Source organism: Zeimonas sediminis, from assembly GCF_023721795.1.
Taxonomy (GTDB): Bacteria; Pseudomonadota; Gammaproteobacteria; order Burkholderiales; family Burkholderiaceae_E; genus Zeimonas; species Zeimonas sediminis.
The window spans coordinates 2392146-2408292 of record NZ_JAMQYE010000001.1; the positions used below are offsets into that span (position 1 = coordinate 2392146).

Genomic DNA, 16147 nt, shown 5'->3' on the forward strand with positions numbered 1-16147 from the left:
ACTGTCTCGTTGTTCCTCTGCGTGTTCACGGCTGCCACGAATTCACCGTCGCCGCCGCACCCGCCGGCCCCGCGCCCGCGCGCAGCCTGTCCCGCCGCAGCACCCACAGCCCCACCAGCGCCGCGGTGGCCACGCCCAGCCCGTACCAGGTCGGGAACACCGACAGCGCGGCGATCGCCAGCAGCACGATCGCGTTGAGCACGCGCGAGTCGAACAGCCGCGCGCCGCCGAACAGCATCGCGAAGGCCATCGTGAAGACCAGGCCCGACACGACCGCCTCGAAGATCTCCAGCCAGCCGCCCTCGGCCAGCATCCCCGGGTAGGCGATGAACATGAACGGGATCACGTAGGTGACCGCGCCGAGCTTGACCGCCTCGACCGCCACCTCGGTCCATCTCGTCTGGGCAATGCCGGCGGCCACGAATACCGCCACGCAGACCGGCGGCGTGATCACCGAGATGGTCGCGTAATAGAACACGAACATGTGCGCGACGATCGGCTCGATGCCGACCTTGGTCAGCGCCGGCGCCAGCACCGCGGCCACCAGCACGTAGGCCGCGGTGGTCGGCATGCCCATGCCGATCACCATGCAGACCAGGCCGGTGACCAGCGCGACCATCCACACCGAGTTGGCGGCCAGCGCCACGATCATCGTGGACAGGGTCACGCCGAAGCCGGTGAGGTTCACCATGCTGACCAGGATCTGCGCGCCAGCCAGCAGCACGCCGATCATCACCAGCGCCTTGCCGGCGTCCTCGAGGCTGTCGAGGATCACCTTCAGCGAGCGCTTCAGGTCGGCCAGCGAGCGCACGTTCAGCAGCAGGAAGGGCACGAACAGCCCGATCACGCCGAAGAAGGCGGCGGTCTGCACCGAGCGGCCGGTGACGATGCCGGCGATCAGCGCCGCGAACGCGGCCACGATCGGCACGGTTCGCTTCGGCGCCATCACGCTGGCCCACGAGGGCATCTCGGACTCGGGCACCACCCTCAGGCCGCGGTTGACCGCGATGAAGTGGATCGTGGCGAAGCAGCCTAGGTAGTACAGGAAGGCGGGCAGGAAGGCCGCCTTCGCGATGTCGAAGTAGCTGCGGCCGATGATCTCGGCCATCACGAAGGCCGCCGCGCCCATCACCGGCGGCGCGATCTGCCCGCCGGTGGAGGCCACCGCCTCGATGCCGCCGGCCAGCGGCGCCGGATAGCCGAGCCGCTTCATCAGCGGGATCGTGAAGTTGCCGGTGGTGGCCACGTTGGCCACCGCGCTGCCGCTGATCGTGCCGAACAGGCCCGAGGCCACGGTGGCCATCTTGGCGGCGCCGCCGGGGCTGCGGCCGCTCACCCGGATCGCCAGGTCCATGAAGGTCTGGCCGCCGCCGGTGAACAGCAGCACGCTGCCGAACAGCACGAAGGCGCCGATCGTGGTGCTGGCCACGCCGACCAGCAGGCCCCAGATGCCGAGGTCGCCGAGCAGCAGGGTCTCGGTCACGAAGTACACGTCGAAGCCGCGGTGGCCGAGCGGCCCGGAGATGTACTGGCCGAAGAACGCGTAGGCGATGCCGGCCAGCGCGATCACCGGGAAGATCGCGCCGATCGCGCGCCGGGACACCTCGAGCACGGTGAGCACCAGCCCGGCGGTCAGCGCGATGTCGAGCGCGGTGGCCGTGGGCAGGCTCTCCATGATCTCGTCGTAGTTGACGATCACGTAGCCGCAGGCGGCCAGCGTGACCGCCGCCATCGCGACGTCGGCCGCGATGCCCGCCGGGCGCCAGCGGCGACCCTCGCCCAGCGGAAACATCAGCAGGCCCAGGCAGACGACCAGCGCGAGGAAGATCGCGCGCTGGATCAGGCTCTCGAAGGCCCCGAAGGCCGAGGTGTAGAGGATGAACAGCCCCAGCAGGGCCGCGATCGTCTTGCTTGCCCAGGCGCGCATCGCTGTTTACTTCGGCATCAGCTTGGCCGGGATCTGCACGCCCTTTTCCTTCATGTAGCGCGCCACGCCCGGGTGCAGCGGGATCGTGCCCTGCTCCAGCGTGAGCTTCATGATGTCGATGCCCTTCAGGCTGGACAGCGCGCCGACCTGCACCGTGGTGTCCTCGAACACGGCCTTGGCGATCTGGTAGGCGGTCTCCTCGGGGAAGTCCGGGCGAACCGACACGGCCAGGCCGAAGCTCCAGGTGCTGTAGGCCGGGATGCCCTCGCCGGCGCCGGCCGGGATGTCGACCACCGCGATGTCGGGCATCTTCTCCTGCAGCAGCTTCTTCTGCTCGGGGCTCAGGCCGAGCACGCGCACCGGCGTGAAGGTGGCGATGTCGAGCGACGAGCCGTCGAGCTTGTTTCCGGCGCCCGACTTCACGTAGCCGATCACCCGGTTGTCCTTGATCGAGTTGACGATGTCGGTGGTGGAGCCGCGCACCCAGTCGGGCGCCGTGCCCAGCAGCTTGAACACCGCCTCGGCGGTCTTCTCGGTGGCCGAGCCCTTCAGGCCCGGGTTGAAGCGCTTTCCGGCCAGCTCGGCCAGCGACTTCACGTTGCTGTCGGCGCGCACCACCACGTTCTGCGGCGCCGGCGAATAGACGAACATCAGCCGGTTGTCGACCTTCTTGCCCTCGAAGGCCTGCTCGCCCACGTAGGCGTGGTAGCTGACGTTGGTGGTGACCAGGCCCAGGTCGACCTGCTTGCGGTCCATGCGGCGCAGGTTGTCGACGGTGGCGCCGGTCTCGACGACCGAGCTCTCCACGTTGGGCACCTTGGCGTTGATCAGCTGCGACAGCGCCACGAAGTAGCCGTACTGGCTCGACGAGGCCGAGGTGGAGCCGATCAGGATCTTGTCCTTGGCCAGGGCCGGGGTGGCGAGTGCGACGGTGGCGCAGGCGGCGAGGGCCGCGACGAGTTTGCGGTTCATGCTCCGGTTCCTTCCTTCTGGGTGCGGGGATTCATGGGCGCGAGGATTCGCGGGTGCTTGGGTCGTTGCGGATTCGGGCAGTGTGTCACTGCGCGGCGCCGGCCGCCAGATCGGCGCGGGGCACCCGCACCGTGAGCGACAGCAGCAGGAAAGAGTTCGACTTGCCGTGGCCGTCGAGGTTCAGCGCGTCGTTGACGCCGCCCTCGAGCACGTCGTCGATGACGAAGTTCAGCGCCCACAGGCGCGGCAGCTCGTGGCGCGCGACCGTGCTCGCACCGCGGTGCGCGAACAGCGCGTGCACCCGCTCGGCGCTGACCTGCTCGCGGATCAGCGGGTAGTGCTCCTGCCGGTACGCGATCACGCTGACGTTCAGGCGGTCGCCCTTGTCGCCGGCGCGGCCGTGCGCGATGCGGTGCAGCGGCACCTCGACCAGGTCGGCTTCGGCGGTCGCGCTCATTCGATGATCTCCACTTTCGGCTGAACCAGCTCGCGGCGGATGTAGCCCGAGGTGGTCGAGATGCGCCGGCGCAGGCTGCTGCGCACGCCGCCGCCGCCGGCCGGCCCGCTGCAGTACAGCGCGAGCACTTCCTCGGGCGCGCGCGCTGCGGTGGCGCGATCGGGCGCGCTGATCGCGATGCGCACGCGCACGTCCTGCAGAAGGCTGGCGGCGTCGCTCGCGTCGGCGCGCCCGGCCAGGAAGTCGCCGCGGTCGTCGCCAAAGACGCTGGCCACGCCGATCAGGTCGCCGCGCACCCGGATGCCGGGCGGCAGGCGCTTGCGCACCACGTCTAGCGCGAGCCGGGCGCGCGCCAGCGCGTTGGGGCCGGCGTAGGAGATCTCGCCCTCGCCGAACCAGCCGGCCTCGTGACCGACCGTCACCTTGAGCCGCGCCGGCTTCTCGCGGCCGCGCGCGCCCTCGACCCGCACCTGGTCGGGGCCGGCCTCGGCCAGCTCGATCTGCGTGATGTCGAGCGTGACGTCGGGCGTCAGGTACGCGGACGGGTCGTGGATCTCGTAGAGCAGCTGCTCGGTGACCGTGTGCCGGTTCACCAGCCCGCCGATGTCGTCGCCCTTGCCCACGGTGAAGCGGCCGTCGGCCTGCATGGCCACGACCGGGAAGGCGATGCGCTCGGGGTGCGGCACGTCCTTGAAGCCGGGGTCGGCGTAATAGCCGCCGGTGACCTGCGCGCCGCACTCGAGCAGGTGGCCGGCCGCGGTGCCGGCGGCGGCGAGCGTCGTGTCGTCGAGCGACCAGCCGTGGAAGTGCGCGAAGGGCGCCAGCGCGAGCGAGGGGTCGGCCACCCGGCCGGCCACGACCACGTCGGCCCCGGCCGCGAGCGCCTCGACCATCGGTGCGGCGCCCAGGTATGCGTTGGCGCAGATCACGTCGCCGAGCGGCCGCGGCGCGCCCTGCTCGTCTTCCAGGCCGGAGATCGCGCCGCTGGCGATCAGGTCGTCGCCGGTGACCACCGCGATCTTCATCGGGCGGCAGCCTAGCCGCTCGCCGAGCGCGCGGATCGCGAGGGCTGCCGCGCGGGGGTTGGCCTGGCCGAAGTTGCCGAGGATGCGGATGCCGTGGGCCAGGCAGGGCTCGAGGATCGGCTCGAGCATGCGCTCGAGCAGCGGCTCGTAGCCGAGTTCCGGGTTCTCCAGGCGGGCGAGCTGGGCCAGCGCCAGCGTGCGCTCGCCGAGCGTCTCGAACATGATCGCCGCCGGGCCGCCCGAGGCGATCAGGCTGCGCACCACCGGCAGCGGCGCGTCCAGCCGGTCGCCGGAAAAGCCGGCGCCGCAGCCCACCCTCACCGTTTCGTGCCCGGGCACCTATCGTCTCCTCTTTCGTCGATCGTCGCCGATCCGGTCTCGTTCTCGAACCCGCAGGCGCGCTCGAACCCGCAGGCGGGCGGCTCGAAGCCGAGCGCCATCGAACCCGCGGGCGCCAGACTGCCTCAGCGGACGCGGATCTGGCAAACTGATTTATCCGATCGATTGATAAACGGTGTTTATGCAGGTGGAACCGTGCACCTGAGCATCCGGCAGATGCAGGCCTTCCGGACGGTGGCCGAGGCCGGCAGCTTCAGCGAGGCGGCCGAGCGGCTGCATCTTTCGCAGCCGGCGCTCAGCGCCGCGATCCGCAAGCTCGAGGAGACGCTCGGCGTGCGGCTGTTCGACCGGACCACCCGGCGGATCGCGCTCACACCCGAGGGGCAGGAGCTGCTGCGCCTGTCCGCGCGGCTGATCGACGAGTTCGAGGCGGTGACCGGCGACCTGAGCGACTACCTGGCCCGCCGGCGCGGCCGGGTCGTGGTGGCCGCCCTGCCCTCGCTGGCCGCGATCACGCTGCCGCCGGCGCTGGCGCGGCTGAAGGCCGCGCACCCCGGCATCGACGTGGCGATCCGGGACACGCTGCACGACGAGATCCAGGAGATGGTGCGCAGCGGCGCCGCCGACTTCGGGCTGACCGTGGCGCCGGCGCCGGGTAGCGGGCTCGCCTTCCGGCCGCTGATCGTGGACCGCTTCGTGCTGGTCTGCCCGCCCGGCCACGAGCTCGCCGGCCGGCGGCAGGTGAGCTGGGCGCAGGTGGTGCGCTACCCGATCGTGGGCATGGCGAAGACCTCGAGCGTGCGCCAGCACATCGATGCCGCCTGCGCGCAGGCCGGCATCGAGCTGCGCAACGAGTACGACGCCGAGCACCTGGCCACCGTGGGCGCGCTGGTGCGCGAAGGCTTGGGCGTGGCGGCCCTGCCCTCGCTGACCACGCCGCTGCTGCGCTTCGCCGGGCTGGCCGAGGTGCCGATCGTGCGGCCGCGGGTGGAGCGCACGATGGGGATCCTGACCCGGGCCGGGCGCAGCGCGTCGGTGGCGGCCAGCGCGCTGGTGGAGATGCTCATCGGGGGGGCTTTCGGCCAGGGCGCGCCCGCCGCTGGCGCTCGGCCGAATCCCCGAGCCGCGCAGCCGCGCTCCCGCTGAGCGCCCGCTCCATCTCCGCATCGAGCTCGCCTATCATCCCCGACACAGCGAGCGCGAACCCAGGTTCCACGCGCTGGGCATGACCGACGAGGGGCGTGGCCTGCACATCGCATTCACTCTGCGCGGCTCTGGAACGAAGATCCGAGTCATCTCGGCGCGACCCATGCACCGCAAGGAACGAGCCATCTATGAACAAGCATCCAAAAGCCAAAGCGGTTCCTGAATTCAAGTCCGAGCAGGAGGAGCGCGCTTTCTGGGACAAGCACGACTCGTCCGAGTATCTCGACTGGTCGAAGGCACGGAACGTCGTCTTGCCCAACCTCAAGCCTACGACCCGGACGATTTCGCTTCGTCTTCCGCAGCATCTGCTCGACTCGATCAAGGCGGCCGCGAATGCGAGGGACGTTCCCTACCAGTCCCTGATCAAGATCTGGCTGCAAGAGAAAGTGCACGGCAACTGAGCGCCGCGCCCGGTCACTCGTGCCGCAACGCGTCGATCGGGTTCATCCGCGCCGCGCGCCGCGCCGGGAAGTAGCCGAAGACCACGCCGATCGCCGCCGCGAACAGGAAGGACACCAGGTTCACCGTCGGGTCGAACAGGAAGGGCACGTCCATCAGCCGGGCCAGCACCACCGACGCGCCCGCCGCCAGCACCACGCCGACCAGCCCGCCGAAGGCGGCGAGCACCACCGCCTCGATCAGGAACTGCAGCAGAACCTCGCGCTCGAGCGCGCCGATCGCCAGCCGCAGCCCGATCTCGCGAGTGCGCTCGGTCACGCTGACCAGCATGATGTTCATGATGCCGATGCCGCCCACCAGCAGGCTCACCGCGGCCACCGCGCCGAGCAGCATCGTCATCACCTGGGTGGTGCCCGACAGCGTGTCGGCCAGTTGCTGGGTGTCGAGGATGTTGAAGTTGTCGTCGTCGGTCGACGACAGCTTGCGGCGCTCGCGTAGCAGCTGGCGCAGGCCGGCCTTGACCCGCGCCGGGTCGCTGCCGTCCTGCATCGACACCAGCAGCGTGGCCACGTTGGTGTTGCCGGTCACGCGCCGCTGCAGCGTGCCGAGCGGGACCAGCACGACGTCGTCCTGGTCGTTGCCCATCGCGCCCTGGCCCTTCGAAGCCAGCAGGCCGACCACCCGGCAGGAGAACTGCTTGACGCGCAGCATCTGGCCGATGGCGTCGCCGCCGCCGAACAGCTCGCGCCGGATCGTGTCGCCGATGATGCAGACCGCCGCGCCGGCGCGCAGCTCCTCGGGCTCGAAGGGCCGGCCCTCGGCGAGCCGCCAGTTGCGGGTCTCGAGCCAGGTGTTGGTGCTGCCGGTGACCGTGGTCGTCCAGTTGTTGCCGCGCGCCACCACGGTCGCTCCCGCGCGCCCCTCCGGCGCGACCGCCAGGATGCCGCCGATCTGGGTGGCGATCGCCTCGGCGTCGGCCTCCTTGAACGGGGGCGCCGCGGTGGCGCCCATGCCCGGGCCCAGGCGCTGCCCGGGCCGGATCATCAGCAGGTTGGTGCCGAGGCTGGAGATCTGGCTCTGCACGGCAAGCGTGGCGCCGTTGCCGAGCGTGACCATCGTGATGACCGCGCCCACGCCGATCACGATTCCGAGGATCGTGAGGAAGGACCGCAGCAGGTTGCGCCGGATCGAGCGCAGCGCGAGCAGCAGCGTGTTGAGCAGCATCAGGCGGCTCCCGAGGCGGCTGCCGCAGCCGACGCATCGCCGACCGGGGCCGCCTTCGCCGCGGTGCGCGCCGCATCCTCGACGACGCCGGCCGGCTCCGGATTGACCGTGTCGTCCGACACCACGCCGTCGACGAAGCGTACGATGCGCCGGGCCCAGGCGGCCATGTCGGGCTCGTGCGTGACCATCAGCACCGTGATGCCGCGATCGACGTTGAGCCGCCACAGCAGCTCCATGATCTCGCGGCCGCGCTGCGTGTCGAGGTTGCCGGTGGGCTCGTCGGCGAGCAGCACCGCCGGCTCGGTGACGATCGCGCGGGCGATCGCCACCCGCTGCTGCTGGCCGCCGGACAGCTCGCCCGGCGTGTGGTGCTCCCAGCCCTTCAGGCCGACCGACTCGAGCGCTCGCGCGGCGGCCGCGTGGCGCGCCCGGGCCGGCTCGCCGCGGTAGAGCAGCGGCAGCTCGACGTTCTCCTGCGCCGAGGTGCGCGCGAGCAGGTTGAAGCCCTGGAACACGAAACCGAAGAAACGCCTGCGCAGGCGCGCGCGCTGGTCGCGGGTGAGCGACTCGACGTGCGCGCCCTTGAACAGGTACTGGCCCGCGCTGGGCGTGTCGAGGCAGCCGATCAGGTTCATCGCGGTGGACTTGCCCGAGCCGCTGGGCCCCATGATCGCGACGAAGTCGCCCTCCTCGATGTCGAGGTCCACGCCCTTCAGGGCCTGGAAGGCGGTAGCGCCCTGGCCGTAGACCTTGGTGATGCCGCGCAGGCGGATCAGCGGGGCCGCTGCGCCCGGCCCGCCGGCGGCAACGGCCGCGCCCTCGACCCGCCCTTCGTCGTTCACTTCGCCGCCCCGCCGGCGAGCTGGTCGACGATGACCGCCATGCCGGGCCGCAGGTCGCCGCCGACGATCTCGGTCATGCGGCCGTCGCTGATACCGGTGAGCACCGCGACCCGCTGCGGCGCGCCGTCGCTCAGCACCCACACCTGCCGCGCGGGGCCGGCCGAGGCGTCGGGTCGGGCCGACCTGCCGCCGCCGGTGCGCGGCGGGCGCGGCATCAGCTTCGACACGATCCCGCCGCTCGACTGGGCCTGGCCGCCGCCCGCCGCTGCGCCGCCGGCCTGCGCGGGGCTGAAGCGCAGCGCGGTGTTCGGCACCAGCAGCGCGCCCTTGCGCTCGGCGGCGGTGATCGAGGCCGACACGGTCATGCCGGGGCGCAGGCTCAGGTCGGCGTTGTCGACCTCGAGCCGGGTCGCGTAGGTGACCACGTTCTCGGTCAGCGTGGAGCCGTAGGCCACGCGGGTCACGGTGGCCGGGTAGCGCCGCTGCGGATAGGCGCTCACGGTGAAGCTGGCCTTCTGGCCGACTTGCACCGCGCCTACGTCGGCCTCGTCGACGCTGACCTCGACCAGCAGCCGGGTCAGGTCCTCGGCGATGCTCATCAGCGTGACCGCCTGCAGCGTGGCGGCCACCGCATTGCCGGGCTCGACGGTGCGCGACAGCACCATGCCGTCGATCGGCGACTTGATCGCGGCCTTGGACAGGCTGGTCTCGTCGTTGGACAGCGCGGCCTTCGCGTCCTGCACGTTGGCGCGCGCGCTGTTCTCGTCGGCGCGGGCGCGCTCGAGCGCGGCGCGGGCGGCGTCGAGCTCGGCGGCCGACGGCACCTTGCCGCCCGACAGACGCGACACCTCCTGCAGCCGTGCGAGGCTGGCCTCGGCCTCCTTGACCGTGGCGACCGTCTGCGCGAGCCGCGCCTGCGCGGCCGCCAGCGAGGCGCGCGAGCGGGCGACCTGCGCGGACAGCTTGGCGGTGTCGAGCTCGACCAGCACCTGGCCCTTCCTGACCCGGTCGTTGACGTCGACGTGGACCGCCCGCACGGTGCCCGAGAGCTCGCTGCCGATGTTCACGGTCCGCGTGGCCTGCAGCTTGCCGTTCGCGGTCACGGTGAGGGTCAGGTCGCCCAGGCGGGCCTCCTCTGTCACGTAGCGTGGAGCGGCGGCGGTCTGCTGCCGGCCCGCCCACCACCAGGCGCCGCCGGCGATCGCGGCCAGCAGCAGCACCGTGATCCACGGCGCGGGCCGCCTCCACCAGCGCGGGTTCGCGCCTTCGAGAAGCTCGTCCAGCTTCGCGTTCATTTCCATCCTCCGCCGAGCGCCTTGTACAGGCGCACGTGATCGGCGCTGACGCTGGCGGCCGTGATCGCCACGCCTTCCTGCGTGCTCAGCAGCGTGCGCTGGGTATCGAGCACGACCTGGAAATCGATCAGGCCGCTCGCGTACCGGTTCTGCGCGAGCAATGCCGCGTTGGCCGCCGCCTCGGCGGCATTCCGCAGGCGGGCGAGGCGCTCGCGGTCGCCGCGCAGCGCGACCAGCGAGTCCTCGACTTCCTTCAGCGCATTCAGCACCACTTCCTGGTAGGCGACGCGCGCCTGCTCGAGCGCGGCCTCCTGCACGCGGACCTGCGCACGGGCAGCGCCGCCGTCGAACAGCGGCACCGACACGGCGGCGAGCAGCGAATCGACGATCGCGGCGCTGCTGCCCAGCCCGCCCAGCGTGGGCGCGCTCAGGCCGAGCGTGCCGCCGAGCCGGAAGCTGGGGTAGCGGGCCGCGTCGGCCTGCGACACGCGGGCCAGCGCTGCGCCGATCCGTTCCTCGGCCCGGCGCACGTCCGGGCGCTGGCGCAGCGTCTCCGCGGGAATCGCGAGCGCCAGCTCGCCGGCCGGTTGCGGCACCTCGCGCGCGTCGTCCAGGGCGGACTGAAGGGCGCCGGGCGCCTGGCCGGTCAGGACGGCCAGCGCGTGCCGGGCCTGCGCGATGCCGTTCTCGAGCGCCGGCACCTGCGCCGCGGTCTGCTCGGCCGCCGCGCGCGCCTGCTCGACCTCGACCGAGGTGGTCAGGCCGGCCTGCGTGCGCCACTGCGCGAGCTGCAGCGTCTCGTTCTGCGTGGCCAGGTTGCGACGCGCGATCGCCAGCCGCGACTGGAGGCCGCGCAGCTCGATGTAGGCGAGCGCCGCTTCGGCCGCGAGCGAGACCTGCGCGTCGGCGAGGCTGGCCTGCGCGGCGCGGACGTCGGCCTCGGCGGCCTCGACCGCGCTGCGCCGGCCGCCGAACACGTCGAGCTCCCAGCTCGCGTCGAGACCAGCCTGGAAGCGGTTCGAGGTGTCGCCGCCGGCCGGGCGCGCGCGCTGCGCCGAGGCCGAGCCGTCGAGCGTGGGCCGCAGGCCGGCGGCCTGCACGTCGCGCAGCGCGCGGGCCTGGGCCAGCGCGGCCTGCGCGCCGCGGACGCTGGTGTTGGCCTCGAGCGCGCGCGCGACCAGCGCGGCCAGGTCGGGATCGTCGAAGTTGCGCCACCATTCGACGAGCGAAGCGGGACTGGCGGGCTGGCGGGCGCTCGTGTCCTCGACCGTCGCGCCGCCCGCGGTCGCGGCGGCCGAGGTCGAGGACCAGGCGGCCGGCACCGGCACGTCGGGCAGCGTTCGATCCGGGGACGCGACGGTCGCGCAGCCGGCCACGGCTGCGACGGCCAGCGCCGCCATCAGCGCCGGCGGCCTGCGCGGCGAGATCGTCGACGAGGGAGGAAAGAGGCTCATGGCCCCAGGGATTCTGCCTTTCGGGGCTGCAAAGAACCTTGAGGCAGATGCAAGTTTGTGTAACGCGGCCGCGGCGCGCGGGACACATCTGCGGGTCAACTAACATAGGGTTTATGCCAAGCGACCGACGCACTCGCCTCCCGATGCCTTCTCGGACCGCGCTGCGCCCCGTTCTCGGGGCTGCGCTGCTGGCCACGGCCTTGCTCTCCGCGCCGGCCGGCGCCCAGCCCGGCAAGTCACCGGCAGCAGCCGGCTCCGCCGGCCAGCCTCGAGCCGCTTCGGCGAGCGGAGCGGATGCCGGCGCCGGGGTCCGCCCCGCCGACTTCGCCGCCTGCCTGGCCCGGTTGCGGCCCGAGGCGATCGAGAAGGGCATCAGCGGCGCCACCTACGACCGCCACACCGCCTCGCTGGTCCCCGACATGGCGGTGATCGGCTTCCTGGACGCGCAACCCGAGTTCGTGACGCCGATCTGGGACTACCTGGCGGCGCTGGTCGACGACGAGCGGGTGGCCGACGGCCGCGCGATGCTCGAGCGCTGGCGCGAGGTGCTCGCCAAGGTCGAGGCCGAGTACGGCGTGGACCCGGCCACCGTGGTCGCGGTCTGGGGCGTGGAGAGCGACTTCGGCCGCCGCTTCGGCAAGCGGCCGCTGCTCGAGTCGCTGTCCACGCTGTCCTGCTACGGGCGCAGGCAGTCCTTCTTTCGCGGCGAGTTCTTCACCACGCTGCGGATCGTGCAGGAAGGCCACGTGGCGCCCGAGAAGCTGGCGGGCTCGTGGGCCGGAGCCTTCGGGCACACGCAGTTCATGCCGTCGACCTTCATGCGGCTGGCGGTCGACTTCGACGGCGACGGCCGGCGCGACCTGGTCGACAGCGTCCCCGACGCGCTCGCGTCGACCGCGAACTTCCTGAAGCGCGCGGGCTGGCGCAGCGACATTCCGTGGGGCTTCGAGGTGAAGCTGCCGGCGGGCTTCGACGCTTCGGCGGCCGGACGGCGCAACAAGCAGCCTGCGTCGGTGTGGGCCTCGCGCGGGGTGAAGCGCGTGGACGGCGGCGCGCTGAGCGCGGACACCCCGTCGGCGATCCTGCTGCCGGCAGGCCCGCAGGGCCCGGCCTTCCTGGTCACCCGCAACTTCGACGCGCTGTACTCGTACAACGCGGCCGAGAGCTACGCGCTGGCGATCGCCCACCTGTCGGACCGGCTGCGCGGCGGCGGCGCGTTCGCGGCGCCCTGGCCGACCGACGACCCGGGGCTTTCGCGGGCCGAGCGGCGCGAGCTGCAGCGGCTGCTGATCGCGCGCGGCCACGACATCGGCGAGGCCGACGGCATGATCGGCTCGCGCACCCGCGAGGCGCTGAAGGCCGAACTGGCGATGCTGGGCATCGAGTCGGACGGCCGGGCCGGGCAGAAGGCGCTGGCCGCGCTGCGCAAGGCCGCCGAAAGACGCTAGCCCGCTCAGTGCCGTAGCCGCGGACGCCGGCCACCGGCCTGCTGTTCTGCCAGGAGAACGCGAGGCTGGCGCTGGTCGACCTGCCCGACGCGCCGCTGGCCGGCGCCACGGCCGAGTCCTGGCAGCGGATCCTGTCGGTGAACCCGCGCGCGGACATGGGTCGGTACGACGTGGCGAAGGCCGGCATCCTGTCGATGACCCGCACGCTGGCCTTCGAGGAGGCGGCCGGCGGCGTGCGGGTCAACGCGGTGTGCCCGGGGCTCACGCTGACGCCCTTCCACGTGCGGCGCTTCGCGCCGCAGGGCCTGACCGAGCAGGACCTGCGCGAGCAGACCGTCGACAACAAGCTGCAGCGCCGGCCGACCCGCGCGAAGTGGCATTCCCGATCCTGTGGCTGGCCTCGGACGAGGCCTCGTACGTGACGGCGGCCACGCTGATGGTGGACGGCGGGCCGCGGGTGTAGGCGCTCGGGTTGCACGAACCTTCGAGCGACAGGGGCCATCGCTAGATCCCCGGGCATCGTTCGGCGTAGGTCATCGATCCGATGGCGCAGCCGCGCGGTGGGGCGCAAGCTTGTCGAACATCGCACTCGCGCCTAGAATACACACCAAAATGTACACACATGGGTCGATCAACTCGATGACCAAGCTCGTCAGTCGCGTCTTCATGAACGGCAACAGCCAGGCGGTCCGGATTCCCCAGGAGTTCCGGCTCGATGCCACGCGCGTCGAGATCACGCGCAACGAGCAGGGCGACCTGGTGATCCACCCGCTGCCGGTCGATCGTGGCGCGGCGCTGCTCGAGGCCCTTTCGAGCTTCGACGAGGAATTCGTGGCCCTGCTCGAGGAGGATCGCCGCGAGGCCGTGCCCTTGCAGGATCGGGAAGACCTGTGAAGTACATGCTCGACACGGACACGCTGATCTACCTGATCAAGCACAGGCCGGCGTCGGTGGCCCGCCGGGTCGGCTCTCTGGCGGCCGATGCGCAGCTCTGCATGTCCTTCGTCACCTTCGCCGAGCTGCTGAAGGGCGCCGAACGAAGCACGAAGAAGGACGAGGTCGTCCGCAAGCTGGAACGGCTGGCGCTGCAGGTGCCGGTGCTCTACTCGGTCGGCCGCGCGCTCTGCGAACACTACGCGGCGCAGTTCGCGCGCCTGAAGGCCGCAGGAACTCCGATCGGCGCGAACGATCTCTGGATCGCCTGCCATGCGCTGGCCGAGGGCGCGACGCTGGTCACCCACAACCAGCGCGAGTTCTCGCGCGTGACCGGGCTGAGAACCGAGTCCTGGGCGACCTGACGGCGCATCCGCGGCTGCGCGCCGCGGAGCGGTAGCGCGTCAGCGGCCCTTCTCCAGCGCGGCCAGCATTTCCCTGAGTTCGGCGACTTCGCGCTCCAGTCGCGAGAGTCGCGCTTCGACGGACGCTGCCCCGGCGGAAGCCGCCATCGGCGCGCTTCCCGCAACCCACGTGCCCCCGGTCGCCGGCTCGACCCCGGCGGCGGCCACCCGCGCTTCGCCGGCCTGCGACTGCTCGTCGGGCGCGCCACCGAGCAGGTGCGCCCACCGCGCCTCGCGCGCGCCCGGTTGTCGCGGCAGCAGCCGAACCAGCGGGCCCTGGGGCCGCGCCGCCATCTCGTCGAGGAAGCCCTCGACCGACGAGGCGTCGGCGAAGCGCTCGAGCCGCTCGCAATTCGCGCGCAGCTCGGCAGCGGTCTGCGGCCCGCGCAGCGCCAGCATCGCCAGCAGTGCGACCGACTGCGAGGGCAGCCCGAACACCCGCTTCACGTTGTGCGAGTAGCGCATCGTGCGGCTGCCGCTCGACTCGATCACCAGCGAGTGCCGGCGCAGCGTATCCAGGGCAGCGAGCACCTGGGCCTCGGTCGCCTCGATCACCGGATTGCGGCTGGTCTTCTGGTTGCAGCCGGCGGTGAGCGCGTTGAGCGAAAGCGGATAGGTGTCGGGAACCGTGCGCTCCTTCTCGACCAGCACGCCGAGCACGCGCGACTCGAGCAGGGACAGCGGGGGCAGCGGGGACAGCGGGGAGTCGGACATCGGGGCGTCGGCACTGAGGGTCGGCCCACCAGTCTAGCGCCCCGCGGCGCCCGCACCCTTCCCGGGCTAGGGCGTCAGGTCCAGCGCCTCGGTGATCCGGTCGAAGGGAATGCCCGCCTTCTCGTTCACGCGGCGGACCGCGTCCGCATCGTTCGCGTCGAACAGGCACATGCAGGCGCCGGTGCCCGGGACGAAGGTCGTGCGGATGTAGCGCACTGGCGTGCCGCCGGCGCTGAACTCCTGCGAGGTCTCGATCGCGCGCTTCTGCGCGGCGGCCAGATCCGACATCGCGATGCCTGCGAGCGAACGCTCGACCATGTACACGCTCATGGGTGCCTCCTGGGTTCGACATGAAGATCGGCGGGCGCACCACCACGGATGCGCCCCGCTGGGGCCGCGCGGCCGGAGCGACGCTGCAGGAGCGGCGCCTCCGGCGCGCGACGCCACGGGACTCAGCCTAGGGTCGTGCGCCCGCGCGCGGAAGCGCCCGACGGTTATCGATCGATGACCGCAGGTACCGGTGGAGGGGCTTCCCCACGGTCGCCGAGCCGCCTAGACTTCGCGGCAAGAAGAAGCATCGGGAGGAACACGGTGGAACTTCGCCAGATCCGGTACTTCCTGGCCATTTGCGAGCACGGCAGCTTCTCGCGCGCGGCCGAGGCCTGCGGCCTGACCCAGCCCGCGCTGACCAAGGCGATCAAGGGGCTCGAGGACGAGGTCGGCGGCGCGGTGTTCCATCGCGAAGGCCGGCGGCTCGTGCTTTCCGAGCTCGGCCGGATGATCCGGCCGCACCTGGAGCGTCTCGCGAACGAGCAGGAAGCGGCGCTGACCGTGGCGAAGAACTTCCGGCTGCTGAAGCAGACGCCGCTGCGGGTCGGCATCCTGCCGACGATCGGCCCGGCGCGTATCGGCCGTTTCCTGCGCGAGTTCGGCGACGCCAACCCGGGCGTCGAGATGGCGATCTCCGAGGGCGCGGCCGACTCGCTGGCGCGGCGGCTCGAGGCGGCCGACCTGGACCTGGCGATCGCGAACCCGGCCGCCGGCTTCGGCGACTCCTACCGAAGCGAACCGCTGTACCGCGAGCGCTACGTGGTGGTCTTCGCGCCCGGCCACCCGTTCGCACGGCTCGACACGATCCGTCTGGCCGACGTCCATCAGGCCGACTACGTGGACCGGCTCGCCTGCGAGATGCGCGACACGGTGATGCAGGTGATCGGCGCCCGCGAGATCGAGCTCTACGCCAAGTTTCGCAGCGACCGGGAGGACTGGGTGCAGTCGATGGTGCTGTCGGGCCTTGGCTTCGCGTTCATGCCCGAGTACTCGATCACCGCCACCGGCCTGGTGTCGCGGCCGCTGGTCGAGCCGGACGTGGCTCGCGAGGTGCACGCGATCGAGGTGCGCGGCCGGCCCCGCCCACCGGCCGCGTCGCTGTTCCTGAGGGCGCTGACCACGTACGGCTGGGAGTAGCCGCCGCGCCTCTTGCGCCGTTTACTCGCCCGTCGCGCGCC

18 protein-coding genes are annotated in these 16147 nt (G+C 71.8%); 8 read left to right on the forward strand and 10 right to left on the reverse strand.

The window, feature by feature from the left end; genetic code table 11:
- Nucleotides 1–25: 25 nt before the first annotated feature.
- The 4 genes from M6I34_RS11330 to M6I34_RS11345 all read right to left on the reverse strand — a co-directional run bounded on the left by M6I34_RS11330 (nucleotide 26) and on the right by M6I34_RS11345 (nucleotide 4720).
- Nucleotides 26–1927: a TRAP transporter permease gene (locus M6I34_RS11330; protein ID WP_272485788.1), complete on the reverse strand. Its 1902-nt coding sequence runs from the start codon at nucleotides 1925–1927 to the stop codon at nucleotides 26–28.
- 6 nt (nucleotides 1928–1933) lie between these two features.
- Nucleotides 1934–2899, reverse strand: a complete 966-nt coding sequence (locus M6I34_RS11335) for a TAXI family TRAP transporter solute-binding subunit (protein ID WP_272485789.1) — start codon at nucleotides 2897–2899, stop codon at nucleotides 1934–1936.
- Between the two features lie 85 nt (nucleotides 2900–2984).
- Nucleotides 2985–3356 (reverse strand): AtuA-related protein, encoded by a 372-nt coding sequence (locus M6I34_RS11340; RefSeq protein ID WP_272485790.1) that lies wholly within the window; start codon nucleotides 3354–3356, stop codon nucleotides 2985–2987.
- A complete protein-coding gene (locus M6I34_RS11345) occupies nucleotides 3353–4720 on the reverse strand; it encodes an acyclic terpene utilization AtuA family protein (protein WP_272485791.1) in 1368 nt (455 codons plus the stop codon). The genes M6I34_RS11340 and M6I34_RS11345 overlap by 4 nt, the downstream gene beginning before the upstream one ends.
- 195 nt (nucleotides 4721–4915) lie before the next feature.
- Between M6I34_RS11345 and M6I34_RS11350 the strand changes: the two genes are divergently transcribed.
- Genes M6I34_RS11350 through M6I34_RS11360 form a run of 3 tightly spaced genes read left to right on the forward strand, consistent with a single transcriptional unit; the run spans nucleotide 4916 to nucleotide 6327 of the window.
- The gene (locus M6I34_RS11350; RefSeq protein WP_272485792.1) at nucleotides 4916–5866 is read left to right on the forward strand and encodes a LysR family transcriptional regulator; all 951 of its coding nucleotides are present in this window, start codon (nucleotides 4916–4918) and stop codon (nucleotides 5864–5866) included.
- 19 nt (nucleotides 5867–5885) lie between these two features.
- Nucleotides 5886–6089 carry a BrnT family toxin gene (locus M6I34_RS11355; protein WP_272486662.1) on the forward strand — a complete coding sequence of 68 codons (204 nt, stop codon included), beginning with the start codon at nucleotides 5886–5888 and terminating at the stop codon, nucleotides 6087–6089.
- Nucleotides 6055–6327, forward strand: a complete 273-nt coding sequence (locus tag M6I34_RS11360; RefSeq protein WP_272485793.1) for a BrnA antitoxin family protein — start codon at nucleotides 6055–6057, stop codon at nucleotides 6325–6327. The genes M6I34_RS11355 and M6I34_RS11360 overlap by 35 nt, the downstream gene beginning before the upstream one ends.
- A gap of 13 nt (nucleotides 6328–6340) precedes the next feature.
- On the opposite strand, the gene M6I34_RS11365 is transcribed toward M6I34_RS11360, so the two are convergent.
- The 4 genes from M6I34_RS11365 to M6I34_RS11380 form a co-directional block, all read right to left on the reverse strand.
- Entirely contained in the window at nucleotides 6341–7549 is a 1209-nt protein-coding gene (locus tag M6I34_RS11365; protein WP_272485794.1) for an ABC transporter permease, read from the reverse strand.
- Nucleotides 7549–8325 (reverse strand): ABC transporter ATP-binding protein, encoded by a 777-nt coding sequence (locus M6I34_RS11370; RefSeq protein ID WP_272486663.1) that lies wholly within the window; start codon nucleotides 8323–8325, stop codon nucleotides 7549–7551. Before M6I34_RS11370 ends, M6I34_RS11365 begins: the two co-directional genes overlap by 1 nt.
- A 62-nt stretch (nucleotides 8326–8387) precedes the next feature.
- A complete protein-coding gene (locus M6I34_RS11375; RefSeq protein ID WP_272485795.1) occupies nucleotides 8388–9686 on the reverse strand; it encodes an efflux RND transporter periplasmic adaptor subunit in 1299 nt (432 codons plus the stop codon).
- Nucleotides 9683–11140: an efflux transporter outer membrane subunit gene (locus tag M6I34_RS11380; protein ID WP_418953511.1), complete on the reverse strand. Its 1458-nt coding sequence runs from the start codon at nucleotides 11138–11140 to the stop codon at nucleotides 9683–9685. The genes M6I34_RS11375 and M6I34_RS11380 overlap by 4 nt, the downstream gene beginning before the upstream one ends.
- Before the next feature lie 143 nt (nucleotides 11141–11283).
- Between M6I34_RS11380 and M6I34_RS11385 the strand changes: the two genes are divergently transcribed.
- The 4 genes from M6I34_RS11385 (at nucleotide 11284) to M6I34_RS11400 (ending at nucleotide 13886) form a co-directional block, all read left to right on the forward strand.
- The gene (locus tag M6I34_RS11385; protein WP_272485796.1) at nucleotides 11284–12588 is read left to right on the forward strand and encodes a lytic murein transglycosylase; all 1305 of its coding nucleotides are present in this window, start codon (nucleotides 11284–11286) and stop codon (nucleotides 12586–12588) included.
- 373 nt (nucleotides 12589–12961) lie between these two features.
- The gene (locus M6I34_RS11390; RefSeq protein ID WP_272485797.1) at nucleotides 12962–13051 is read left to right on the forward strand and encodes a hypothetical protein; all 90 of its coding nucleotides are present in this window, start codon (nucleotides 12962–12964) and stop codon (nucleotides 13049–13051) included.
- Between the two features lie 176 nt (nucleotides 13052–13227).
- The gene (locus M6I34_RS11395; protein WP_272485798.1) at nucleotides 13228–13482 is read left to right on the forward strand and encodes an antitoxin; all 255 of its coding nucleotides are present in this window, start codon (nucleotides 13228–13230) and stop codon (nucleotides 13480–13482) included.
- Nucleotides 13483–13487: 5 nt separating this feature from the next.
- A complete protein-coding gene (locus tag M6I34_RS11400) occupies nucleotides 13488–13886 on the forward strand; it encodes a type II toxin-antitoxin system VapC family toxin (protein WP_272486665.1) in 399 nt (132 codons plus the stop codon).
- Between the two features lie 39 nt (nucleotides 13887–13925).
- Here M6I34_RS11400 and M6I34_RS11405 read toward each other — a convergent pair whose 3' ends face one another.
- Together M6I34_RS11405 and M6I34_RS11410 are read right to left on the reverse strand one after the other, a co-directional pair.
- Nucleotides 13926–14639 carry a YceH family protein gene (locus M6I34_RS11405; protein ID WP_272485799.1) on the reverse strand — a complete coding sequence of 238 codons (714 nt, stop codon included), beginning with the start codon at nucleotides 14637–14639 and terminating at the stop codon, nucleotides 13926–13928.
- Between the two features lie 66 nt (nucleotides 14640–14705).
- Entirely contained in the window at nucleotides 14706–14969 is a 264-nt protein-coding gene (locus M6I34_RS11410; protein ID WP_272485800.1) for a DUF4242 domain-containing protein, read from the reverse strand.
- Between the two features lie 261 nt (nucleotides 14970–15230).
- Here M6I34_RS11410 and M6I34_RS11415 point away from each other — a divergent pair, with 261 nt between their 5' ends.
- On the forward strand, nucleotides 15231–16106 hold the full coding sequence (locus tag M6I34_RS11415) for a LysR family transcriptional regulator (RefSeq protein WP_272485801.1): 876 nt from the start codon (nucleotides 15231–15233) through the stop codon (nucleotides 16104–16106).
- The last annotated feature ends 41 nt before the right edge of the window (nucleotides 16107–16147 follow it).